This window comes from Paenibacillus massiliensis subsp. panacisoli DSM 21345 (genome assembly GCF_000426545.1).
In the GTDB taxonomy this organism is placed as follows: Bacteria; Bacillota; Bacilli; order Paenibacillales; family Paenibacillaceae; genus Paenibacillus; species Paenibacillus panacisoli.
This window is the reverse complement of the sequence record NZ_AUFO01000011.1, coordinates 17,967-38,640: the sequence shown is the minus strand read 5'-3', so window position 1 is coordinate 38,640 and position 20,674 is coordinate 17,967. Positions and strand designations below refer to the sequence as shown.

19 protein-coding genes and 1 pseudogene are annotated in these 20,674 nt (G+C 48.3%); 3 read left to right on the top strand and 17 right to left on the bottom strand.

What is annotated here, in order from left to right; genetic code table 11:
* Positions 1 to 11: 11 nt before the first annotated feature.
* The 8 genes from K331_RS0109915 to K331_RS0109880 all read right to left on the bottom strand — a co-directional run bounded on the left by K331_RS0109915 (position 12) and on the right by K331_RS0109880 (position 7,419).
* Positions 12 to 1,034: a BtrH N-terminal domain-containing protein gene (locus K331_RS0109915; RefSeq protein ID WP_028590182.1), complete on the bottom strand. Its 1,023-nt coding sequence runs from the start codon at positions 1,032 to 1,034 to the stop codon at positions 12 to 14.
* Positions 1,027 to 1,272, bottom strand: a complete 246-nt coding sequence (locus K331_RS0109910; protein WP_028590181.1) for an acyl carrier protein — start codon at positions 1,270 to 1,272, stop codon at positions 1,027 to 1,029. Before K331_RS0109910 ends, K331_RS0109915 begins: the two co-directional genes overlap by 8 nt.
* Before the next feature lie 83 nt (positions 1,273 to 1,355).
* Complete coding sequence (locus K331_RS0109905) at positions 1,356 to 2,726, bottom strand: preATP grasp domain-containing protein (RefSeq protein WP_028590180.1); 1,371 nt, start codon at positions 2,724 to 2,726, stop codon at positions 1,356 to 1,358.
* Between the two features lie 46 nt (positions 2,727 to 2,772).
* Complete coding sequence (locus K331_RS0109900; protein ID WP_028590179.1) at positions 2,773 to 3,966, bottom strand: radical SAM/SPASM domain-containing protein; 1,194 nt, start codon at positions 3,964 to 3,966, stop codon at positions 2,773 to 2,775.
* Positions 3,967 to 4,015: 49 nt separating this feature from the next.
* Entirely contained in the window at positions 4,016 to 4,294 is a 279-nt protein-coding gene (locus K331_RS29245) for a phosphopantetheine-binding protein (protein WP_018887917.1), read from the bottom strand.
* Between the two features lie 285 nt (positions 4,295 to 4,579).
* Positions 4,580 to 5,788 (bottom strand): staphylopine family metallophore export MFS transporter CntE, encoded by a 1,209-nt coding sequence (gene cntE / locus K331_RS0109890; protein WP_084165432.1) that lies wholly within the window; start codon positions 5,786 to 5,788, stop codon positions 4,580 to 4,582.
* Positions 5,789 to 5,842: 54 nt separating this feature from the next.
* Positions 5,843 to 6,370, bottom strand: coding sequence for a hypothetical protein (locus tag K331_RS0109885; protein ID WP_028590177.1), 528 nt, complete (start codon positions 6,368 to 6,370; stop codon positions 5,843 to 5,845).
* A gap of 116 nt (positions 6,371 to 6,486) precedes the next feature.
* Positions 6,487 to 7,419 (bottom strand): GNAT family N-acetyltransferase, encoded by a 933-nt coding sequence (locus K331_RS0109880; RefSeq protein ID WP_028590176.1) that lies wholly within the window; start codon positions 7,417 to 7,419, stop codon positions 6,487 to 6,489.
* A 211-nt stretch (positions 7,420 to 7,630) separates the two neighbouring features.
* On the opposite strand from K331_RS0109880, the gene K331_RS0109875 reads away from it, so the two are divergent.
* On the top strand, positions 7,631 to 8,266 hold the full coding sequence (locus tag K331_RS0109875; RefSeq protein ID WP_028590175.1) for a LysE family transporter: 636 nt from the start codon (positions 7,631 to 7,633) through the stop codon (positions 8,264 to 8,266).
* Between the two features lie 237 nt (positions 8,267 to 8,503).
* Here K331_RS0109875 and K331_RS0109870 read toward each other — a convergent pair whose 3' ends face one another.
* The 9 genes and pseudogenes from K331_RS0109870 to K331_RS0109830 form a co-directional block, all read right to left on the bottom strand.
* Positions 8,504 to 9,262 (bottom strand): SDR family NAD(P)-dependent oxidoreductase, encoded by a 759-nt coding sequence (locus K331_RS0109870; RefSeq protein WP_028590174.1) that lies wholly within the window; start codon positions 9,260 to 9,262, stop codon positions 8,504 to 8,506.
* A gap of 34 nt (positions 9,263 to 9,296) precedes the next feature.
* Positions 9,297 to 10,256 carry a transketolase family protein gene (locus K331_RS0109865; RefSeq protein ID WP_028590173.1) on the bottom strand — a complete coding sequence of 320 codons (960 nt, stop codon included), beginning with the start codon at positions 10,254 to 10,256 and terminating at the stop codon, positions 9,297 to 9,299.
* Complete coding sequence (locus tag K331_RS0109860; protein ID WP_028590172.1) at positions 10,253 to 11,086, bottom strand: transketolase; 834 nt, start codon at positions 11,084 to 11,086, stop codon at positions 10,253 to 10,255. The genes K331_RS0109865 and K331_RS0109860 overlap by 4 nt, the downstream gene beginning before the upstream one ends.
* Positions 11,087 to 11,242: 156 nt before the next feature.
* The gene (locus tag K331_RS0109855) at positions 11,243 to 12,583 is read right to left on the bottom strand and encodes an MFS transporter (protein WP_018887925.1); all 1,341 of its coding nucleotides are present in this window, start codon (positions 12,581 to 12,583) and stop codon (positions 11,243 to 11,245) included.
* Positions 12,584 to 12,885: 302 nt separating this feature from the next.
* The gene (locus K331_RS0109850) at positions 12,886 to 13,599 is read right to left on the bottom strand and encodes a FadR/GntR family transcriptional regulator (protein WP_028590171.1); all 714 of its coding nucleotides are present in this window, start codon (positions 13,597 to 13,599) and stop codon (positions 12,886 to 12,888) included.
* 213 nt (positions 13,600 to 13,812) lie between these two features.
* On the bottom strand, positions 13,813 to 14,496 hold the full coding sequence (locus K331_RS0109845; RefSeq protein ID WP_028590170.1) for a metal-dependent hydrolase: 684 nt from the start codon (positions 14,494 to 14,496) through the stop codon (positions 13,813 to 13,815).
* Position 14,497: 1 nt separating this feature from the next.
* A pseudogene (locus tag K331_RS29240) lies at positions 14,498 to 15,765 on the bottom strand (multidrug effflux MFS transporter).
* A gap of 174 nt (positions 15,766 to 15,939) precedes the next feature.
* A complete protein-coding gene (locus K331_RS0109835) occupies positions 15,940 to 16,575 on the bottom strand; it encodes an FMN-dependent NADH-azoreductase (RefSeq protein WP_028590169.1) in 636 nt (211 codons plus the stop codon).
* A gap of 31 nt (positions 16,576 to 16,606) precedes the next feature.
* Positions 16,607 to 16,990 carry a tautomerase family protein gene (locus tag K331_RS0109830; RefSeq protein WP_028590168.1) on the bottom strand — a complete coding sequence of 128 codons (384 nt, stop codon included), beginning with the start codon at positions 16,988 to 16,990 and terminating at the stop codon, positions 16,607 to 16,609.
* 177 nt (positions 16,991 to 17,167) lie between these two features.
* Here K331_RS0109830 and K331_RS0109825 point away from each other — a divergent pair, with 177 nt between their 5' ends.
* Positions 17,168 to 19,765 carry a helix-turn-helix domain-containing protein gene (locus K331_RS0109825; RefSeq protein ID WP_028590167.1) on the top strand — a complete coding sequence of 866 codons (2,598 nt, stop codon included), beginning with the start codon at positions 17,168 to 17,170 and terminating at the stop codon, positions 19,763 to 19,765.
* Positions 19,766 to 19,952: 187 nt separating this feature from the next.
* Positions 19,953 to 20,663 (top strand): DsbA family oxidoreductase, encoded by a 711-nt coding sequence (locus tag K331_RS0109820; RefSeq protein WP_028590166.1) that lies wholly within the window; start codon positions 19,953 to 19,955, stop codon positions 20,661 to 20,663.
* Positions 20,664 to 20,674: the final 11 nt, after the last annotated feature.

Here is a 20,674-nt window from a genome sequence, read left to right as displayed (position 1 = left end):
CGATTCCCTCCCTACTGTTGTCTAGCCTCTTCCACAAGTGGCAGGAGCTGTTCAAGCAGCCTGTATTGCTGGTCAACTAGCTCATTCGCACGGCTGATCAGTGTCTGTACACGATGCCTGCCAAGCTGCAGGCCTGTCTTGTAAATTTGCAAATTCAGGCGGTGCCAGCCGGCGTAGAGCTCTGTGGCCCCGTCGGCAATGAAACCCGCCCCAGCCCCCAGCGTATCCTGATGGAGCATGGCAAAATCGTGGAGATAATCCGCCAGAGTGAGCGCGGTGCCGATTCGCAGCTGATAATAAATCTCTGCACATTGGTACCGAAACTCCTGATCGTTCAGATCGGACAGCAGCTGAAAATCTGCTATAAAGGCGCGATAGGCTGCATCCCCTTTTCGGAACTGAGGCACGTCGCTCCAACTTGATAGATAATCCCGAATATGCAGGGCGCACGCTTGGTATATCCTTGCCGGTGAAGGCTCGACTGGCGCCCCCGCCAGCCACGCATAATCCAGCACTCCACCCAGCAGATCGTCCAGACGGGCTTCGCCCGTGTATTGGAATGCTTGGCCTGATGAGTCCAGCAGAAAGCTGTCCGATACATGGGCAGTCCGTGATTCTTCATCCAGGCTATGCAGCTCGATCACATGTCCGCGTGCACGGTTGATAACATAAATCTGGTGATACGTCAGGGCTGCGCTGGATACGTGCAGCATCGCGCTGTACCCATCAGGTAGAGCCTTCAACAGCTTGTGCGGATCGCGGTCCTGCGGGTCCCAGGCTTCAACCCGGAGGTCAGGACCTCCGGAAGCCGTGATTCTGCGCAGCTGGTTCCCGAAGGTTCCCGGACCAAATGGACGCAGCTCCCCCTCATATTCCGCGTTCATGCTACCCGCTAGCAGGAACAAATCAGCCTCGGCAGCTGCAATACCTCGGCGCAGTAGCAACCCGCACAGGGAAGAATACAGGCAATGCTTGCCTACCCGGTCTGTTCCAGACACGGATTGCCTATGTGAACCTATCCCGGCTTTATACATATTTGCCCAGCAGCTCTTCAATCTCGCTTAGCGTGGACAGTTTGTCCAACAGCAGATCATCGTCATCGATTACAATGTTGAGCTCGTTCTCCAGCTCCACAATCAATTCAATGGCGGACAGTGAATTCAATCCCAAGCTCCGTAAATCCCGATCCGCTTCCATTCCCGCCAGCTCGCCCTCAGACAGCTTCAGCACTCTTTCCAGCAAAGGCAGCACGATACTTACACCTGTCTCCATTCAGACTCCTCCATTCATTTGGTATGTTCAGACCTTCATATCTAAGCTAGACCGTCCAAGCTAGACTATCTATTCCATGCCTTTCATGAGTTAATGGCTTGAACTTGCTGCCCAGCGGCGAACAACTGCTCCAGCCGGCGTGCGTAGTCCTCAGCCCCCTCCCAGCTGTCCGTGACGATCAGAGCAAAAATACGGTTGATGAATCCCTGTTTCAGACGGGCTGGAGAAAGGGTGCCGGCGGTATACACCATTACCCCTTCCCGGTGCTCAGGCCCGTACAGCAGCCGATTCTTCAGAAGCAGTGCGCACAAAGATTCATACGTTAGCGGCTCGTCAGAGACAACCCGGTAATAGCGGGACAAAAACTTACGTTCTCCAAGCACAGCGGATACAAACGAAATATAGGTCGATAGTGTAAACCTGCCGTTAATTTCGATGACCGGAAAGAGCAGGCCGTCCTCATCCACAAAACCGTCAATGGATGCTATCCCGAAATAACCGGCAGCACACAAGGAGGAACCGAGCTGTTCAGCATAGCTGAGGACCTGCTCCTCCAGCCCCTTCCCCAGCTCCGCAGGCATACGGGAGCCGGTATATACGGTTCCGGCAAGCTGCTGCACTTTTAGCGAGAACATGGTCACTTCGCCTCCAGGGCTAATATAAATCTGATAATTAAAATCCAGCTGTTTCCCATACCACCGTTCCACCAGCCAGCCACCTGCAAGGGAATTGCGACCGGCAAAGCGCTTCATTACATTAAGAATGGTATTCAGCCGGGACAGATCCTCAACAAGAAACATGCCTTTGCCGGAGGCTCCGTGCGGCTGCTTGATAATAAAACGGACGGGACCTGTCGCTGCTGCCGCAATGCGGTCGCACGCTTCCTGGACCTCCGTTTCATTCCTGCACACGGCCCCTTCAGTCACCGGAAAGCCGAGATGCTCGGCCAGACGGCGGCTGAAAATCTTATCATTCACACGAGCACACAGCTCCGCATCCGCTCCGAGCAAGGTCAGGGAGCTGCGTTCTGCAACCTCCTCCTCCTTCCACGTAACAGCATATGGCACGAGATAAGCGCCACCCGCTTCTTCTGATATGATTCGCAGCCGCTGCAGCAGCTCCTCATCAGCAAGCACCAGCTCGGTAATGGGCGTCAGCGGGTCAGAAGGCCTCGGCACCTCGATCCGGGGAATGTTGAATCCTATGTGCTGCAGCATTTCCAGAAAATGAGGCTGTGGCTGCTCTCTCAGCACGATAATATCCTGGCTGCGACAAAGCAGCAGATTCATTTCCTCCATCCGGTTCACGACAATCTGCTCTGCCGGGTCAGCAACGGCCCGTGAGCCGGGATGCCATACTTCCTCAGCGCCAATATTGAACAGCCACACGAACACATGCTGATCGCGGTCTGTGGAGAGCGCCGTCAGCCAATTCACATCCAAAGCAAGATCCATCTTGTGCATCTCCTTTTAAAAGCTGCTCTACTTGTTCGGCTGCTGCTCAAATATATTTCAGTGAACCGGCCCCATGAAGATAAAGCACGCTGCATTTGGAGCATACAGGAGTCAGCCCCTTTTCGTTGATGATAGAGCGGGTCATTTCATATTTGTCGGATTCCCAGATTTCCTTCAGCGTGTTCTCCTGTAGGCTTCCGATTGTGAACTCGCTGAAAAACTTGCAGGGCATGACTTTTCCATCAGGCAAAATGTCTGTGCGTGAATTCAGGGCAAGACAGCGCGAGGAGCAGCGACTGACCAATTCCTCGCCATGAATGAATTTGTCGATCTCCTCGAAGTCGAGACCTGGCTGATAACGAACCCGGATATTCCATACGCGCTCATTGATACGACGGAGCTCCTGCATGAGGGGATCGATATGGTCCGGATTGATTTTGTACTTAAAGGCATGCCAACTGCTGATATTGTTTTCTTCAAGCTCGCGTAGCCAGGAGAAGTTGCGGGAAAAATAGTCGTCCATTTTGAGTGAGGTTTCTTTGGAGATATACCATGGGAATGTAAGCAGAACGAGATCCAGCTTCATGGTCTCGAACATTTCGAGGAATTCGAACATACGTCCGATCATGTTGTCATTAATGACTGCATGCACGGTTACTCTACCTTTATACAAGCCTTGATCACGAAGCTCGATCAGCCGCTGCATCTGTGCCATCGTTTTTTTGAAGGTGCCTTTGCCGCGGATCAGATCATGCTCGCGCTCGAAGCCTTCAACGGCGATCAGCAGCTCCAGATTGTCGGACAATTCCAGGATTCGGTCGAGATGCTTGTCGATTAGCAGACCATTTGTGCAGAACGTCATCTCCCGTCGGTCCTCGGCCAGCACGTCCAAAATTTCATCAAAACGGCGGTGGAACATCGGTTCCCCACCCCACATATACAAACGGGATTTGACCTCCTGTGTCTCCTGTAAAATTTGTCTGAGCAACGCAGGGTCCAAATCCATATTCTGTTCTTCCTTGTCCATCTGATGGTGGTAGCCTTCCTCGTTCCATTCAAAGCAGTGAGTACAGCGGAGATTACAGCGGTTGGTCAGCTTGATGCCAATAGTATGGGGCATGTCCGTTCTGAAGGCTGGGTCCTTGACGGAGTTACGGTAGGAAACCGAAGCATTTTTTAAATTTCTTTTAATCAGCTTGAACGCCTTTTCGTCAATCAATACATGGCTTTTCGGCTGCATCGTTATGCACCTCGCTATCGATTTGATAGAGCTTTAGCGCGTCATGACGTCATATTGTCCCGATTTCCGTTGTCTCCGTCAATCCAGAGTGTTCCTTCATTTGCCGGATATAATCGCAGAAAGCATCAATGGAGCTTAAGTATTCCAGTTCAAAATTGTCAAAATCGACTTCCACGTCAAATTCATCTTCAATCTTCAGCATAAAATGCACCAGCTGCAGGGAGTCCAGACCTGCGTCATGAATAATATCCGAGGTGCCATCCAGCTTCCCGGGGAGTTCGTGGTCTTCCTTCACTTCACTAATCATGCGGATTACTTGGCTCTGCATTTCAATTCCTCCTCCTTTTCTTGGGCGGCCAGACGGCCGGAAAGCGAGGGGCGGGCGCAGGCGAGCTTCTCTGGATGATCCACCCGGCAAGTTGTATAACCCTTCTAATCCCATACATGGAATTATATACAATTATAAACCCTTCCAAAGGGCATTCGTCAATAGTGTAAATTGTAATAATTTACTTTCATAATCTTTACATTATAAAAATCAAAAAAACCGTTTCCGTTGGAATTCCGGGAAACGGTTATCGCATACAATACTTGGATTTCAAAAGCTACCGACCTATACCCTGGCCCCTTCCCCCATCCGCTTCCTGTAGCCCACGATCGGAATTACAGCGAGTAGAGACAGCAACGTACAGACCATGAACATTGTCGAATATGAGCTGAACTGCACAATCATCCCCATCGCGAACCCGCCAAGCGCAAAGCCCAGATCGTACGAGGACATGAAGATTCCCATCATGACATATCTCGACTCTGCCGGCAGCACAAAGGACAGATACGTTGTTAATGTCGGATACAGCAGCGCAAGAGCGAATCCACTGAATATAGCGGACACGTATACGAACGGTCCAAGCCACTCCAGCAGCACCAGCAGTTGGGTTCCCATCGCAGCAGAGAGCAACAGCCCGCCCATTAGCCAAGGGCTCCAGCTACCGTCTGACGGGATTTTTTTGCGCAGCATGAACCTGCACAGGATGACCACCAGTCCTTGAATGGCCAAGAACAGACCGACACTTCCCGTGCCCGAAGATACCATATATAGGGGTAAAAATGTAGCTGTCGCTCCAAAGACACATGAAGCACAGAGCATAATGAGTGTGCTCACCAATAAGGGGATGCTGCGCCAGAGCCCACTCAGGGAACGAAGCATATCCTTTAGCGTATACGCTGCATTCTGTACTGTGCTTCGCGGCAAATCCAGATTATACCCGAACAGCAGTGGTAGCACAGCCAGTCCACATAACAAGAGTACATACCACATGTGGTGGGCCTGCTCCCAAATCTGAATAGCGAGTACAGGAACGATAAGCGAAGGAACCATCGTGAACAGGGTGTACATCGACAGACCCTGAGCACGATCCTTGTCCTGCAGCTTCTCCATCATGCCTGCCTGCATGGTCATGGAGAAAAACGCTGTAGCTACACCCTGTAGCGCCCGAAGCCAGAGATAGCTCTCGGCCACAGCGATCATGAACAGCAGCAACGTAATGGCGTGCAACAGCAATAGTCCCTTCATGACACGAAGCGGACCGTATCTCCCTAGCAGCTGTCCCGCAAAGGGCCGCAGCAGCATACAGGTGAACATATACGAGCCCATCATCAAGCCAATCTCGGCCTCACTGAGGCCGGCAGCTTCACTGCGTAGCGGAAGAATGATGGTTAATGCGGAATTCGCGGCAAAGAATAGAAAGGCTAGTATATAGAAACGAATGAACGAGAAGGATAATGGATTTAATTTTACAGTGTTACCTTCGGATTGTGCCAAAGCCTACTTCCCTACTTTCCAATACATTTATCCCGTTCGCCTCACTGATCAGTCTTAATCCCTGACGCGCGATAAGCCCGTAAACATCAGACAGACTACAAAGGCTACGGTAGTAACTACTATACCAAATATGAAGCCCAAAGCGCTCATAAATGTATCTTCACCGGGATAAGCAGGCGTCAGCGTAACGAGCCCATACATACACAGCAAGGCCAGCAACAAATAAAAACTTCCCCCAACCATCCCCATCTTAAGACGGTCACTCCGATCACCCTGCCACGCTTTGCCTAGAATAGACCACAAGTAGACACTAAGGAGTACCGCCAATAGCATGATTACTATATGTACGTAGGGGATTAGGAAAAATGTAGTTATATAGAGTGCAAGCAACGTGCCGCCAAATAACACCGTATTGAGCATGAATAAGAATAGACCTCCTAGCCAATGGTTCCGATACCACTTAGCCGTGCTTAATTGCTGCACTATGACATGATTTTCAATTCGTAGAGCTCCTGTGATGGATCTTCTGAACAAGATAAGCAGAATCATGCATAGCAGACCAATAGACAGCAATATAGACATCTCCCTAATCCCTCCGTCTTTTATATTGTTGATCTTTCCCCACATTCTACTAGTTACTTGCCGTTATCGATAGGATAACGAAGGATGGGCGCCGTCTTCAATGATCCATGTAGAACTTAGGAATGCGGAAATAGCTTCTCATAAATGCTGATCTCGTGGTCTGGTCTCATGCCCACCTTCTCATAGAGGCGATATGCACCTGAAGGATTGGCGGCATCGACGCCAAGCGAAATATGTGGCTGCCCTGTCCGATAGGAACTCTCGAATACAGAATGCAGCAACAGTTGCGCTAGACCGCGTCCACGATACTGTCGCCGCACACCAATCTGCTCAATGAAGAGCATATCCTCGCGCATTCGGCATAGCGCAAAGCCAGCCACGTTATTTGTCGAATCCCAAGCTACCATCCACCATTGCTCGTCGAATGTAGGAAGCTGCGTCTTCTCTTTCCATTTCTCGAAGGCAGGCACGGTGAAGTCCCAATGATCGGCAAACGATTGGATATAGGCCTCATAGACAGACTGCTCATCCTGTCCTTTCACAAAAGGCTTGATCGTGAAGCCTTCCAGTGGAATGGCTGGAGTGGGTGCCTCGTTCCAACGTATTGCCATTCGCTTGAAATAGCGGACCGGAACGAAGCCCTTAGACTTCAGTAAATGGTTGGCATCCTCACATAAGGTGGGAATCATGCTTTGTAGCCGTTTCGATACTCCAGAAGCTTCACGAAGCTCATGAGCACGTGCTTCCAGCGCAGAGATTAATGCAGAGCCAACGCCGTAGCCCCGTGCCGAGGGAAGCACGCACCCGTAGCTGAACAGCTTCTCTTCACTGTCCTCCTCCAAAAATGCGTAACCGATTAATGAGGAGTCTGCATCCGCCACGACCCACACATTATTGTTGAGATCGAAGCCAGACCACATGTCCAGAACATCATCTAGCACGATATCAGGTGCCCCCAGATCCTCCGTATCACAGGCGGCTACAAGATCACAGACAGCCTGGGCGTCAGATATGACAGGACGACGGAGGTAGTAAGCTTTTTTCATCATAGCAGTTATCTCCTTTCCTTCATGAAACATCCATTCTTGTTGTTGTAATTATACTCCACCTCGCTCCCTGTTTGGAGTGGTTGTGGATACAGTAACAAGCCCTACCCGCTAGCTAGTTATAAAAATATTGAATTATGAATTGGGTTATATTACACTGAATGTCATATGTCTCCTTGAGGTGTGAATTTATTGGTAATGAAAGGACAGTACGATGGATATATATTTGAAATATTTTCTGATTGGCCTGGCAATCGCCATGCCTGTAGGAGCCATAACGGTTGAAATGACCAAGCAAGGCTTGAAGAACGGCTTTATTCACGGCTGGGCTGTAGGACTGGGTGGAATGACGATTGATGTAGCACTAATTCTGGCCATGGTCTTCGGTTTTGCTTCTATACTCGCTCTTCCCTTTGTCCAGATCCCGTTATGGATTGCTGGCGCAGGCTTTCTTGCCTACTTGGGCTACGACTCTATCAAGAATGCTGATAAAGACATCACCCCGGCAGATGAACGAACGAATAAATCATTTTGGAGTACATACCGGAATGGACTGCTGGTGGCCGTTTCCCCAGGTAATCTGATTTTTTGGGTGTCCGTGTTCGGTGCTGTCCTGACCGATTCCTATAGCGCAGGCAATAAAGGAAGCTTTGCCATCGCTGCCAGCGGTGTGCTGAGCGGCATTCTCATTCATGACATCGGCTTGCTGACCATCGTGTCGATCACAAGAAAAGTCATGAGCCGCAAAATGATTCAGATCGTTTCTATTATTGCAGGCATTCTTCTGCTGGGATTTGCGCTCTATTTTGTATACGAGTTCGTAATCGCACTTCTACCCTATATTCAATAATGAGGACGGAACATAAGTCACACGTAGTTCTTATGGAGTCTTATGGAATACATATGGAGCGAAAATGTTATACATGAATGACAAATGGATTCTGTACAAAGATCATATGCCAAAAAGGAGCTCCCCGATCAGGAGCTCCTTTCGATTATATTTATAGCTGAGCCTGTACTCCAGACATCCCTCCGTGCACCTGTATGCTTGTATGGCAGGATGCCTGTTCCTACTTGCAATCTACTATTAATCCATGTGCGAACCACCATTGATGTCAATCTCTTCGCCAGTAATATACGAGGATTCCTCAGAGGCCAGAAATGCGATAGCTGCGGCAATCTCCTCCGTCTCACCAGGACGTCCCATCGGGATGCCTGCAATAACACCATCAGCCACCTCTTTATCGAGCGACTTCCAGATATCCGTATTCACCAGACCAGGCGCAACGGAGTTAACGGTGATCCCGTCCGCTGCCACTTCACGCGCCAGATTCTTGGAGAAGCCCAATACAGCCGCCTTGGATGCAGAATAATGTGCACCTCCGAATACGCCCCCACCACGCTTCGCAGAGACTGAAGAGAGATTGACGATTCGACCATATCCCTGCTTCTTCATAGGCTCAAGTACAGCCTGCGTGCACAGGAACAGTCCGAACATGTTGACGTTAAATACCCGTGTCACATCCTCAAGCGTCATCTCTGCAACGGTTGCCTTTTGAGATATGCCAGCATTGTTGACCAGGATGTCTATGCTTCCATACGCCTCAAGGACCTGTGCCACCATAGCCTTTGTAGACTCTTCGCTCGTCACATTCAGTTCGACCCCGATTGCTTCTCCACCTGCTGCCTTAATAGCATCCACCGTCTCCTGAATACCTTCCTGATTGATATCAGCGATGCATACCTTCGCTCCTTGCTTGGCTAAAGTCAGTGCAATCGTGCGTCCGATTCCTCTTTTGGAGCCACTTCCCGTTACAATGGCTACGCGATTGGTTAGTTCAAACATGGTTTAAACACTCCTTTGATTGATTTATATATAGTTAGTTGCGTTTGAGCATGGTACGTGCTGTATTAACGATGTTTTCAATTGTAATTCCATTAAGCTTCAGCAGTTGTTCGTAAGGTGCCGACTCACCAAATTTATCCTGGATTCCGATTCTGCGAAGAACTGCTCCACCTTCCTCGGCTACTACCTCGCTGACAGCACTCCCGAGGCCATTGAGAATGTTATGATCCTCAACGGTAATGATGTGTCCGGTGCTCAGACACTCCACGACAGCTTCCCGATCCAGCGGCTTCAACGTATGCATATCGAGCAAGGTAACGAAGATGCCCTCCTGCTCCAATTGCTCGGCTGCTTGTATGGCCAGATAGACGGTGTCCCCATTGGCGATGATGGCCAGATCCTTGCCTTGCTTCAGCTTCTTGGCCTTACCGATCTGGAATTCCTCATTCTCGTCGTAGATTACAGGAATTGCATCGCGAGTGAAACGAAGATAGACTGGGCCGTAATGCTCTGCTGCTTGAGCCACCAGCTTACGGGTAGAGTAATAATCGGAGCCCATAATAACCGTCATATTAGGAATAGTACGCAGCACGCCCATATCCTCAATAGCCTGATGACTGCCTCCATCATTCGCAGGTGTCAGCCCTCCATGCGAGCATGCAATTTTCACATTCAGGTTAGGATAGCAGACTTCTTGGCGAATCTGTTCTGCCATACGAAGCGAGCCAAACACCGCATAGGTACTAATGAAGGGAATTTTGCCGGTAGTGGCGAGACCTGCGGACAGGCCAGCCGCATTCTGCTCGGCGATGCCCACATTAACATGTTGGTCCGGGAGCTGCTTGGCGAACTCCGTAGTCTTACAGGACTTGCCGATATCAATATCCACGACGTATATATTTTTATTGCTCTTACCCAGCTCCACAATTTCATGACCGAAGGCTTCACGAGTTGCAATTTTCTTCACTACTGCTGTATTCTCTTGTACACTCATTTTTTCAGACCTCCCGCAATTTCTTCTAGTGCCTGCAAATACTCTGCTTCCTTGGGCGCAACTCCGTGCCAGCCACACACATCTTCCATGAACGATACACCCTTGCCCTTAATCGTATTGCACACGATGCAGATAGGCTTGTTCTTCAGCTCACGCACCTCATCCAACGTATCCACAATCTGCTGCATGTCATGACCGTCGATGCGTCTCGTTTCAAAGCCGAAGGCCTTGAACTTAAGCTCCAGATCCAGATTTGGCATAATTTCATCACATGTACCGTCAATCTGCAGATTGTTGTCGTCGACAAAGACGATCAGATTATCCAGCTGATACTTATTCGCGGTTTGAGCGGCCTCCCATATTTGTCCTTCCTGACATTCTCCATCGCCCAGGATGGCAAATACCCGATAGTCCTTGTTGTCCCGTTTGCCTGCTAAAGCCATGCCTACAGCACAGGACAGACCTTGACCGAGCGAGCCTGTTGAAATGTCAATGCCAGGGCACTTTTTCATATCAGGATGGCCTTGAAATGGAGATCCGTATTGCCGGAGTGTATGAATGGTCTCCATGGGAACGTATCCTCGATGTGCCAGTGCAGCGTATTGAATTGGACAAACATGTCCTTTGGAGAGTACAAAACGGTCACGATCTTCCCATTTCGGATTCTCCGGATCGATATTCATTTCTCTGAAATAAAGGGCTGTTACAAAATCAGCAGCAGACAGCGACCCGCCAGGATGTCCTGATTGTGCTTCATAAATCATTGTTAGAGCTGTCTGTCTAAGCTCAGCGGCTTTCTGTTCAAGCTCATGGACGCTGATGTTTGTCATTTGGCTCACCTCAATATGAATTTTTAATCTCCATAGCCTTTTGTTATCTTATGATCTTGTTAACTTGTATCCTAAGTTATTGTAAATAAAAAACGAGTATTTGTGAATGGCGTATATACCCGTTTTGTTAATAGTCTTCGTTGCGCAGCAACTCTGTCATTTGCCAATCGGCTCCAACGGAGGGTTGCTATCCACGGTCATCGTCTTGCTTTTTCCAGATTGCTTTACAAGCAACACGATAATGGTGACACTAATCAGCATACTAATCCCCAAGGTTACCATACCCAGATTATGCGAGCCCGTCATGTCATTCATGAAGCCTACGAAATATGGGCCGAAAAATCCACCAAGATTACCAATACTATTAATCAATGCGATGGCTCCCCCAGCGGCGACACCTGTCAGAAATGATGGCGGGATGGCCCAGAATGGCGAGTAAGCACCAAAAGCTCCACAAAGACTGATGGTCAATAATACGAAGGCTCCGACCAGACTGAATTCTGCTACAAAGACACTGACAATCATGGCTACAGCACTTACAGTCAAGCAACACGCCACATGGTATTTTCTCTCATTCGTTCTGTCCGAGTTCTTACCCACCAGATACATAACCACCATGGCACACAAGTACATTAATCCCAGCAGCCAGCCGATGCTCTGCAACGTCAGCCCGGTCGTCTGCGTCAGACCTCTTGAAATGGTAGGCAGAAACATATTAATTCCATAGTAACCGAACATCCAGAAGAAATACCCAACAGCCAGAATCAGTACATCCCGATCACGCAATACTTCCATGAACGTGGGCTTCTTTACTTTTTGCTTTTCCAGAGCTTCCTTTTTAGTAACCTCAAGCAGCCAGTTCTTCTCACTGCTCGTCAGCCATGTTGCCTCCTCAATCCGGTCTGTAAGATAAAAGTAGCACACAACCCCAAGAATCAATGCTGGAATCGCTTCCAAAATGAATAACCACTGCCACCCCGCAAGTCCCATCCAATCAATCTGCAGCAGGAAGGTCGAGATCGGAGAACCGATAGCGTTCGCTGCCGGAATTGCAATCATGAACCCTGCAATCGCCTTGGCATGGTGCTTAGTCTGATAGAAACCGCTCAAATAATGCACCATACAAGGATAGAAGCTTGCTTCGGCTACACCCAGTAAGAAGCGAACAATGTAGAACTGGATTGGAGTCTGAATGAATGCCATAATAATCGCTATAATTCCCCATGAAATCATAATACGACTGATCCACCGTCTTGCGCCAATCTTCGCCATCATAGCACTGCCAGGTACCTCCAGCAGGAAATAGCCGAGGAAGAACACTCCTGCACCAAATCCGTATACCGCTTCGGAAAAGCCCAGATGCTCATTCATACTAAGAGCGGCAAACCCAATATTAACACGATCCAGAATGGATATTGTAAAACAAAGGAACAAGAAAGGAATAAGCCGTAAGGTAACTTTACGGACTGTAGATTTCTCCAGTTGCTGCAGATCCATATGAAATCCTCCCAAAAGATGATGCACTGCTTCACGCCAAGATCTTAAAACGCTTTCAACACGATAAACAAAAATAGCTACTCATGAAAGTATTTCCTGAATGGACATATTCAATCATGTAATTAAGCGCTTCCAACACCTCCTGAAAAATTGGTTCACTTGATAACTTGTATACCAAGTGAACTTGTGACTTGAGTATAATAGCATACTTTTTAAATGTCAACTGTTGTTTGCTATAATAATTGTCACATAAAATAAGAACCCCCTGCACCTATCAACGGGCAGAGGATTCCTGGTATAAATTAATCTTTCCAATAGCGATTATATAGATGTTGCATATGCTCAGACATAAGCTTGGACGCCTTGTCTGCCTGCTTGTTCTCTATCGCATGAATAATGCCCTTGTGCTCACTGAAGTTCGTGTCTCTATAATCAGGCCGGGTCACGGTTCGATCGCGAATGAATTTCCACATTTCCTGCTGCTTCATCGCTTGCGTGATGACAGTCATGAACTGAATGAACACATCATTATGGGAAGCCTTGGCAATCCCCATGTGCAGCTTCTCATCCGTCTCAGGCACATAGCTGCCTGTTCGGGTCTCGGCTTCCATCTGGTCGATCGTATTGCGCAGAAGCTCGACGTCTTCCTCCGTTGCTCTTTGAGCTGCAAATTTGGCGATAAGTGGCTCTATGCTCATTCTAGCTTCCACAATATCCTCCGGGGTTATGGAATCAATGAAGGAGGCATCCTCCGTCAACGATTCCGCAGACGTGCTCGTATTCTTGACATATACGCCCTCTCCTTGACGAGAGTAGATATATCCTTTCATTTCAAGAGCACTAAGGGCCTGCCGGATCGGTGCTCTGCTAACTCCGAACTGCGCACACAGCTCCCGTTCGGTTGGTAGTCTGTCACCAATCTGAAACGCTCCACTTTGGATCTGTGACAGAATCTGATCATATATCTGTATATAGAGCTTGTTACTGGATACACGATTGAACTGAATGGAACTCACCTCCTTATTTTCTCGTTTCCTCAATATCACAAAGCCATCAACGTTAATAATACCATTATATAAATAACTAATTTGTTAGACAACATGATATATTATAACTCACTTTACCCCTAAGACAAAATTATCCAACTTATTAAAACCTTAATACCAGATGATCTGCTACCTTTCAATCTAAAGATAAAGAGCCATCTCCATTGAGACGGCTCCTTATCTTTAGATTGATATTTGTTCCCCTGGTTTCAAAGCAACTCCGACGCCTTCCGGCAAAAGCGAAACAAACTTGTTGGGGTCCTGTTCAATAAAAGGGAACGTATTGTAGTGGATCGGCACTACCTGCTTGGCTTGGAGCCATTCAGCCGCCAGTGCAGCATCCTCTGGTCCCATCGTATGGTTGTCCCCAATCGGAAGAAAGGCCACATCAATGCTCTGACGTGCTCCAATCACATTCATGTCGTAGAACAACCCTGTATCTCCTGCGTGGTAAATGCTCTTATTCTCCGCTGTGAACAGAATCCCCGTAGGCATGCCGGTGTAGACGATCGTTTTCGTCTTCTGGTTAACATAGCTGGAGCTATGAAAGGCTTGAGTCAGCTTCACTTTTCCAAAAGCAAACGTATAAGCGCCCCCGATGCTCATGGCATGGGTTCTCACCCCTTCCCAACTGAGCACATCCGCAAGCTCTGCCGAGGCAATGACCAGTGAATTATTTCTCTTTGCTATTTCTACTGTGTCTCCTACATGATCTCCGTGCCCATGAGTCAAAATAATAACATCCGCCTCCACAGTGGCTGCATCCAGATCTGTAGCAGAATTGCCCCTCAAGAAAGGGTCAATAAGTATGGTTTTTCCGTTCGTCTGGATGCGAACAACGGAATGCCCATGATATGAAATATTCATTTTAAATCCTCCTGTACTCATTGTCTTTCAAAGAATGATGAATTTTTTTTCTTAAGCGCTTTGCTTCGAATTCTCGTACAAATACGATATAGCATACGAACGCGGCCAGATTAGCTGCAGCAATGACAATCCCCATCGGATGGCAGAGTGCCCTCCCCCAATGCCAGTTAACGGAGCAGCAAGACCGCCCAGAATAAAGGAAATCAAGCCTAACAGCGCTGAGGCGCTCCCTGCCGCGGCACCATAATTTTGCACGGCTAGCGAGAATCCCGTTGTTGAAACGATTCCTACGCTCGCTACTACAAAGAATAAGGGGATTAGAACGGCATAAAGTCCTCCACCACTAATCAGGATGACGAACAGCAGAACACCGCTAGGGCAGGCCAGCATAATTCCGCTTATGAACAATCGTCGCTCGCTAACTCTGCTGGATAATCTGCCTGTAATTTGCCCAGCCACAATTAGACCAATCCCGTTGACGGCAAAAATGAAGCTAAATGCCTGAGGGGATGCCCCAAAAATATCCTGAATAACAAACGTTGATCCCGATATATAGGCAAACATTGCAGCAAGGACAAACCCCTGAGCTAGAGCATATCCTATAAACATTTTGTCCTTTAACAAATTACCAAAGGTAAGGAGCGTAGCTTTCAGATTGCCTTCCGTTCTTCTCTCCACGGGCAAGGTCTCCTGCAGCTTATAGACAACCGCACAAAACAAGACTAAACCAGCTATACACAATGCAAAGAAGACTCCTTGCCATGAGGACATACGCAATAGCTGTCCTCCAGCAATAGGAGCAAAAATAGGACCAGCCCCGTTTATCAGCATTAGCAGGGAGAAGAACCTCGTTAATTCAGAGCCAGAAAAAAGATCCCTGGTCATCGCTCGGGACACGACAACTCCTACACTTCCAGCTAAGCCCTGAATGAATCGCAGTAGAATAAACGTCCAAATGGAACTGCTAAAAGCACAGCATATAGAAGCAATCACATACAAGAGCAAACCAAACATCAAAGGCTTGCGCCGGCCATAAATGTCGCTCAGAGGACCCGCAAACAATTGTCCCAACGAAAGTCCCAGCATACAAGCTGTCAAGCTAAGCTGAGCCATGGACGCTGAGGTATGCATATCTCTCGTTAGCTCCGGCAAGGCTGGTAGATACATATCCAAAGAAAATGGAGCAATTGCAGCCAAGGCTCCCAGTACTACTGCAATGCCCAGACGCTGCTTAGCGGTCAGCGTAGCTCCCAAAAGGCTTTCTTTCATTTCCGCTATCCTCTCTTATAGATCTCTCCTATTTAGCGCTCCATTCATCGCCCCCGTGTATACCTATAAAAACTCTCAGGATATACTGAGAGTTTTATAGGTACTACGGTTATGCAGAAGCTTACTTGTAACGGTTAGGAGAATGATTTTATGGCAATTCAGTACACGTGTTTATTAAAAAGCTTTGGCTGCCTCACGCGCTTTTTCAATCGCTTCAGCTTTGATTTGTGGAGCGCGATCTCCTGCGGTGGATATTCCTTCTATGAACAAGCTTTCGAACTCGGTGACACCGACAAAGTTCAGAACTGTCTTCAGATGGCTGCTTCCATGCTCGCGATCCTGCACTGGACCTTCGGAGTACACACCTCCAGTTGCTTGAATATGGAACGCCTTTTTGTTGCTCAGCAGACCCACTGGTCCATTCTCCGTATATTTGAAGGTCTTGGCACGAACACAGAAGGAGTCGATATAGGCCTTCATCACTGGAGGGTAGGAGAAATTCCACATTGGGTTAACAAAGACATACTTATCGGCCGTCATGAACTGCTCAAGCAATTGGTTCAGTTGAGTTATCTTTTCTTGCTGGGCAGCAGTCAGTTGATCGAATGGAGCTCCAGCTTGAAGCTGTCCCCATGCTCCCCATACGTCTGCATCAATCTGCGGAATCGTCAATTGGTACAGGTCTACGTGTTCCACCGTGTCCCCTGGATGATTTTCTTTGTAGGCTTGTACAAATTGCTCCCCTACAGCAAGGCTATAGGATTGAGTGGGATTTCCCGGATGGGCAGTAATATACAGAACTTTTGACATGGTCGTAACTTCCTCTCTTATTTTGAATTTTTTACAGAATGAATGGCGCAGCTCCATTACCGTAAGACCAGTTATCCTTGGTAACTTCAACTAAATTGATGAACACATCTTCGGTACGAATTTGGCATTGCTGATGGAGCTGCTCCGCCAAGGCTTCATAAAATTCTTTTTTCACATCGGACGTTCTTCCTGCATTCAGGACAATCTGGACAATGAGGAATCCATCGCTTCTCTCGATATCCAGGCAGTTGGGATCATAACTGAAATTCTCCCGGTCAAATTCCTCTATAAGTACAAAACGGTCACTCGCCGGTACATGCAGCTTATCGACGACTGTCTGAGATACCACTTCCTTAATCTGTGCTTTTGCCTCACTCGAACGACCTGCAAGCATGGAAATACGTGTCAAAGGCATGTCGTGCACCTCCTTGTTGGATTTGTGTGTTGATATGGTATAGCTTATCTGATAGAATCCTGAACACGAATGTATATGAGTTCGTATTTGTTCGTGCAAGGCACAGCATAGGGTATGCAACCTAGCTGCCGGACATTGAAAAGCTGTGACCATAACTAATAGATTTCAGGTGATACAATGGATGACCGGAAATTCACCAAAGAGTGGCCTCATGAACTGATCAAAAAATTCCGATCCAGACCCGTCCGAGAGGACGCACGAAAAAAAATGCGCCAAGTGGACTTGGCAGCTCAGGTCGGCGTTGACCCCCGAACCGTTCAGCAATGGGAAAATGGTGATCGCATACCCAGCATCGGTAGTCTGAAGCGATTGATTCAAGTGTTTCTGGAGGAAGGACATTTGCTGGAAGGAGCCCAGCAGAAGGAAGCTAGCGAGCTATGGCTTGCAGTCAAACGATTGTCGGAGGCCCGTTCCGCCACACACCGAGAATTTCCCGACTTTGATGAGGATTGGTTCGACACGATCATGAGTCCCGCCAACGTGGCTGTTTCCAGCACGGACGCGACAGCGTCAGATTCTGGTCAGGCAGGTCATCATCCAGAGCGTGGACAGCAGGATCAAGTAGCCTACTCCTTCAAATCACAAGGCAATATGCCTGGCTCTCTTCCTCTCTTCATTGGACGACGTGAAGCAACGACCGAGATTAAGGAATTGCTGCGAGAGCACTCCCTCGTCTCCCTCCTGGGTCCTGGAGGTATTGGCAAGACATCGCTTGCCATACAGGTGGCTGCACAGCTTACCGAGCTGTATCCAGACGGTATTTGGCTGTTCGAGCTGGGCTCCGTAGGTGACCCTGATCTTGTAAGTCAGTTCCTGTTGTCGACCTTGGGCTTGCAAAATCAGCCAGCGCAAAGTGACATAGGATCACTCGTGAGCTTTGTATCTAGCCAAAAGCAATTGTTCATATTTGATAATTGTGAGCACCTCATTAATGCAAGCAGCGCCTTGGCGGAAGCTCTTCTATCCGCTGCACCATCCTTAAGCATTCTCGTCACGAGCCGAGAAGCTCTGAACATCCAAGGTGAATATATGTACCGGGTTCAACCCCTAACAACGCCACATCTGGCGGATGCTGTGGAGGAGTTGCCTGCGGAGGACATTCAACAATATGAAGCGGTGCAGCTGTTTTTGGCAAAGGCTCGAACCGTTACTCCCCATTTTCAACCAACTATGCAATCCTTGCGGCTCATTTGCGAAATTTGCAAACGATTGGAAGGCATTCCTCTAGCCATTGAGCTTGCTGTAGCGCGAATGAATGTATTGACCCTGGAACAAATCGTTGAGCGTCTTTCCAGTCTGCTCACGTTATTGACTGCTGGAAGGAGAACGGCAATCCACCGCCAACAAACGCTAAAATCGACGATCGACTGGAGCTATACTTTGCTCACAGCCAAGGAGCAGCTTCTCTTACAGCGGCTAAGCATCTTCTCGGGAGGCTTTACTTTGGATGCCGCTGAGTCGGTGTGCAGCTGTGAACCAGGAGCCGTTAATCGCCCGGACAATATTACAGAGCTAGAACTGCTAGATCTATTATCCAGTCTCGTGAATAAATCACTGGTAGGTATCGATCCAAGCCATGACCATAATTCCATGCGCTATTCCCTGCTGGAATCCATTAAGGAATATGCCGCAGAGCGACTGCTTGAGGCATCGGCTGACCAGGGCAGACATCTCCTGTCGGAGCGATATGCCCGGTATTACAGCTGCTATTTGATGAGTGCCGAGGCTAAATTCCGTACTCATGAACGAGATGCCTGTCTACAGAATGTCCGACGCGAATATGCAAATGTAAGTAATGTGCTACAGTGGGCTTATCATCATCAGGTAGCCCGGCCCATCGGCATTCAGATGGCATCCGCATTATACTGGTTCTGGCTCCACGAGGGCACCTGGAATCAAGGGTTGCTGTGGCTGGGACGATTTCTGGACGATATCCATATGGAGGAGCCTATCGACGAAAAACAGATCCATGCTGATACCACCAAAGCACTACACGGACAAGGGGTTATTCTCTTCGTCTCTGGTCGACTGGAACAGGCGAGAGCTTCGGCAGGCACCAGTGTGGCATTCGCGCGCAGCCTGAATCATTCGGGACTACTTGCCTCCTCGCTGCGACTGATGGGATTCATCCATATGAGTCTCGAACAGTTGAAGGAAGCCCGGGATTTCGTCCAAGAAAGCGTAAATATCTCCAGACAAGCCCACGATCTCTGGAATCTGGGAGGCTCATTGCATGCGTGGGGTAAGCTTGAGCTTCTACAAAATCAATACAGTAAAGCTGTCCTGTTATTTCAAGAAAGCATCCAATGCTTCGAACAGATACAGGATAAATGGGAATTGTCGGGTCCTTACGAAGGCTTTGGCTACTCCGCATTGAAGCTTGGACAAGTGGAGCAGGCCGTAGAATATTTCAAGAAAAGTGTGGCGATCAGCCATATCTATAAAGGAACCTGGGTACTATCGCGAAGTATAGAAGGGCTGGCGATTGCCTTGTGTACCCAGCAAGCCTACCCTGACACCGTTGTTCTTCTGAGTGCTGCCGAGAAATACCGCGAAGCCTCTGGTGGGTCTACGTCTCCAAATTATCCAGTGGAATACCGACACGCATTTCATATGGCACAGAATGCTCTTGAAGAGCAGGAGTGGCAGGACATATGGAACAAGGGCAAGTCCCTGACCAAGGATCAGATCATTGCTTTTGCACTGGAGACATAGTTCCAACTAGTGATTCATCCTAAAGGCTTTCTTCCCTTAATGGGAATGAAGGCCTTTTTGATTTAATAAATTTACTTGACAGAAAATATTGTTGTAACTATTATGATTACATTAAGACGAACGATACAACATTCATTTTACCGATGCAAGGACTACAATATGGTTTTCATCTGAGAGGAGCTTTATCATGAATGTTGAAATTTGGTCTGATTTTGCCTGTCCGTTTTGCTATATTGGCAAGCAGAGATTTGAGCAAGCACTGGAGCAATTTTCACATAAGGAGGACGTGAAGATCGTATTCAAAAGCTTTGAGCTTGATCCAAATGCACCTGTGCGTGAAGAGCATGACGTGCATGACATGCTGGTTGGCAAGTATGGTATGAAGCGTGAGGAAGCCATTACGATGAATCATAACATTGGAGTGCAAGCAGCCCAGTCGGGGCTCGACTTCCAATTCGACGCTATCCAGCTGACCAATACCTTCGATGCCCACCGCCTAGCGAAGTATGCAGACCAACAAGGAAAAACAGCTATATTTCAGGACTTATTCAAAGCCTACTTTACAGACGGTCGTCATCTGGGAGATCACGAGACGTTGATTCAATTAGCCCTTGAAGCTGGGTTAGATGAGAGCTCTCTACGTCGCCTCCTCGCAAGCTCGGAATTTGCAGACAAGGTTCGACAGGATGAAGAGGAAGCACAGCAATTAGGTGTTACCAGTGTTCCTTTTTTTGTCATTGACCGTAAATATGCTATTTCTGGTGCGCAAGCGAGCGACACCTTCCTGCAAGCGCTGAATACGTCCTGGGGCGAATCGCAGCCTCTACAGATTCTGGGCGATGTGCGCGGTTCGGATTCCGATGCTACTTGCAGTGACGATGGATGCTCTATCCAATAATGAACGAACAT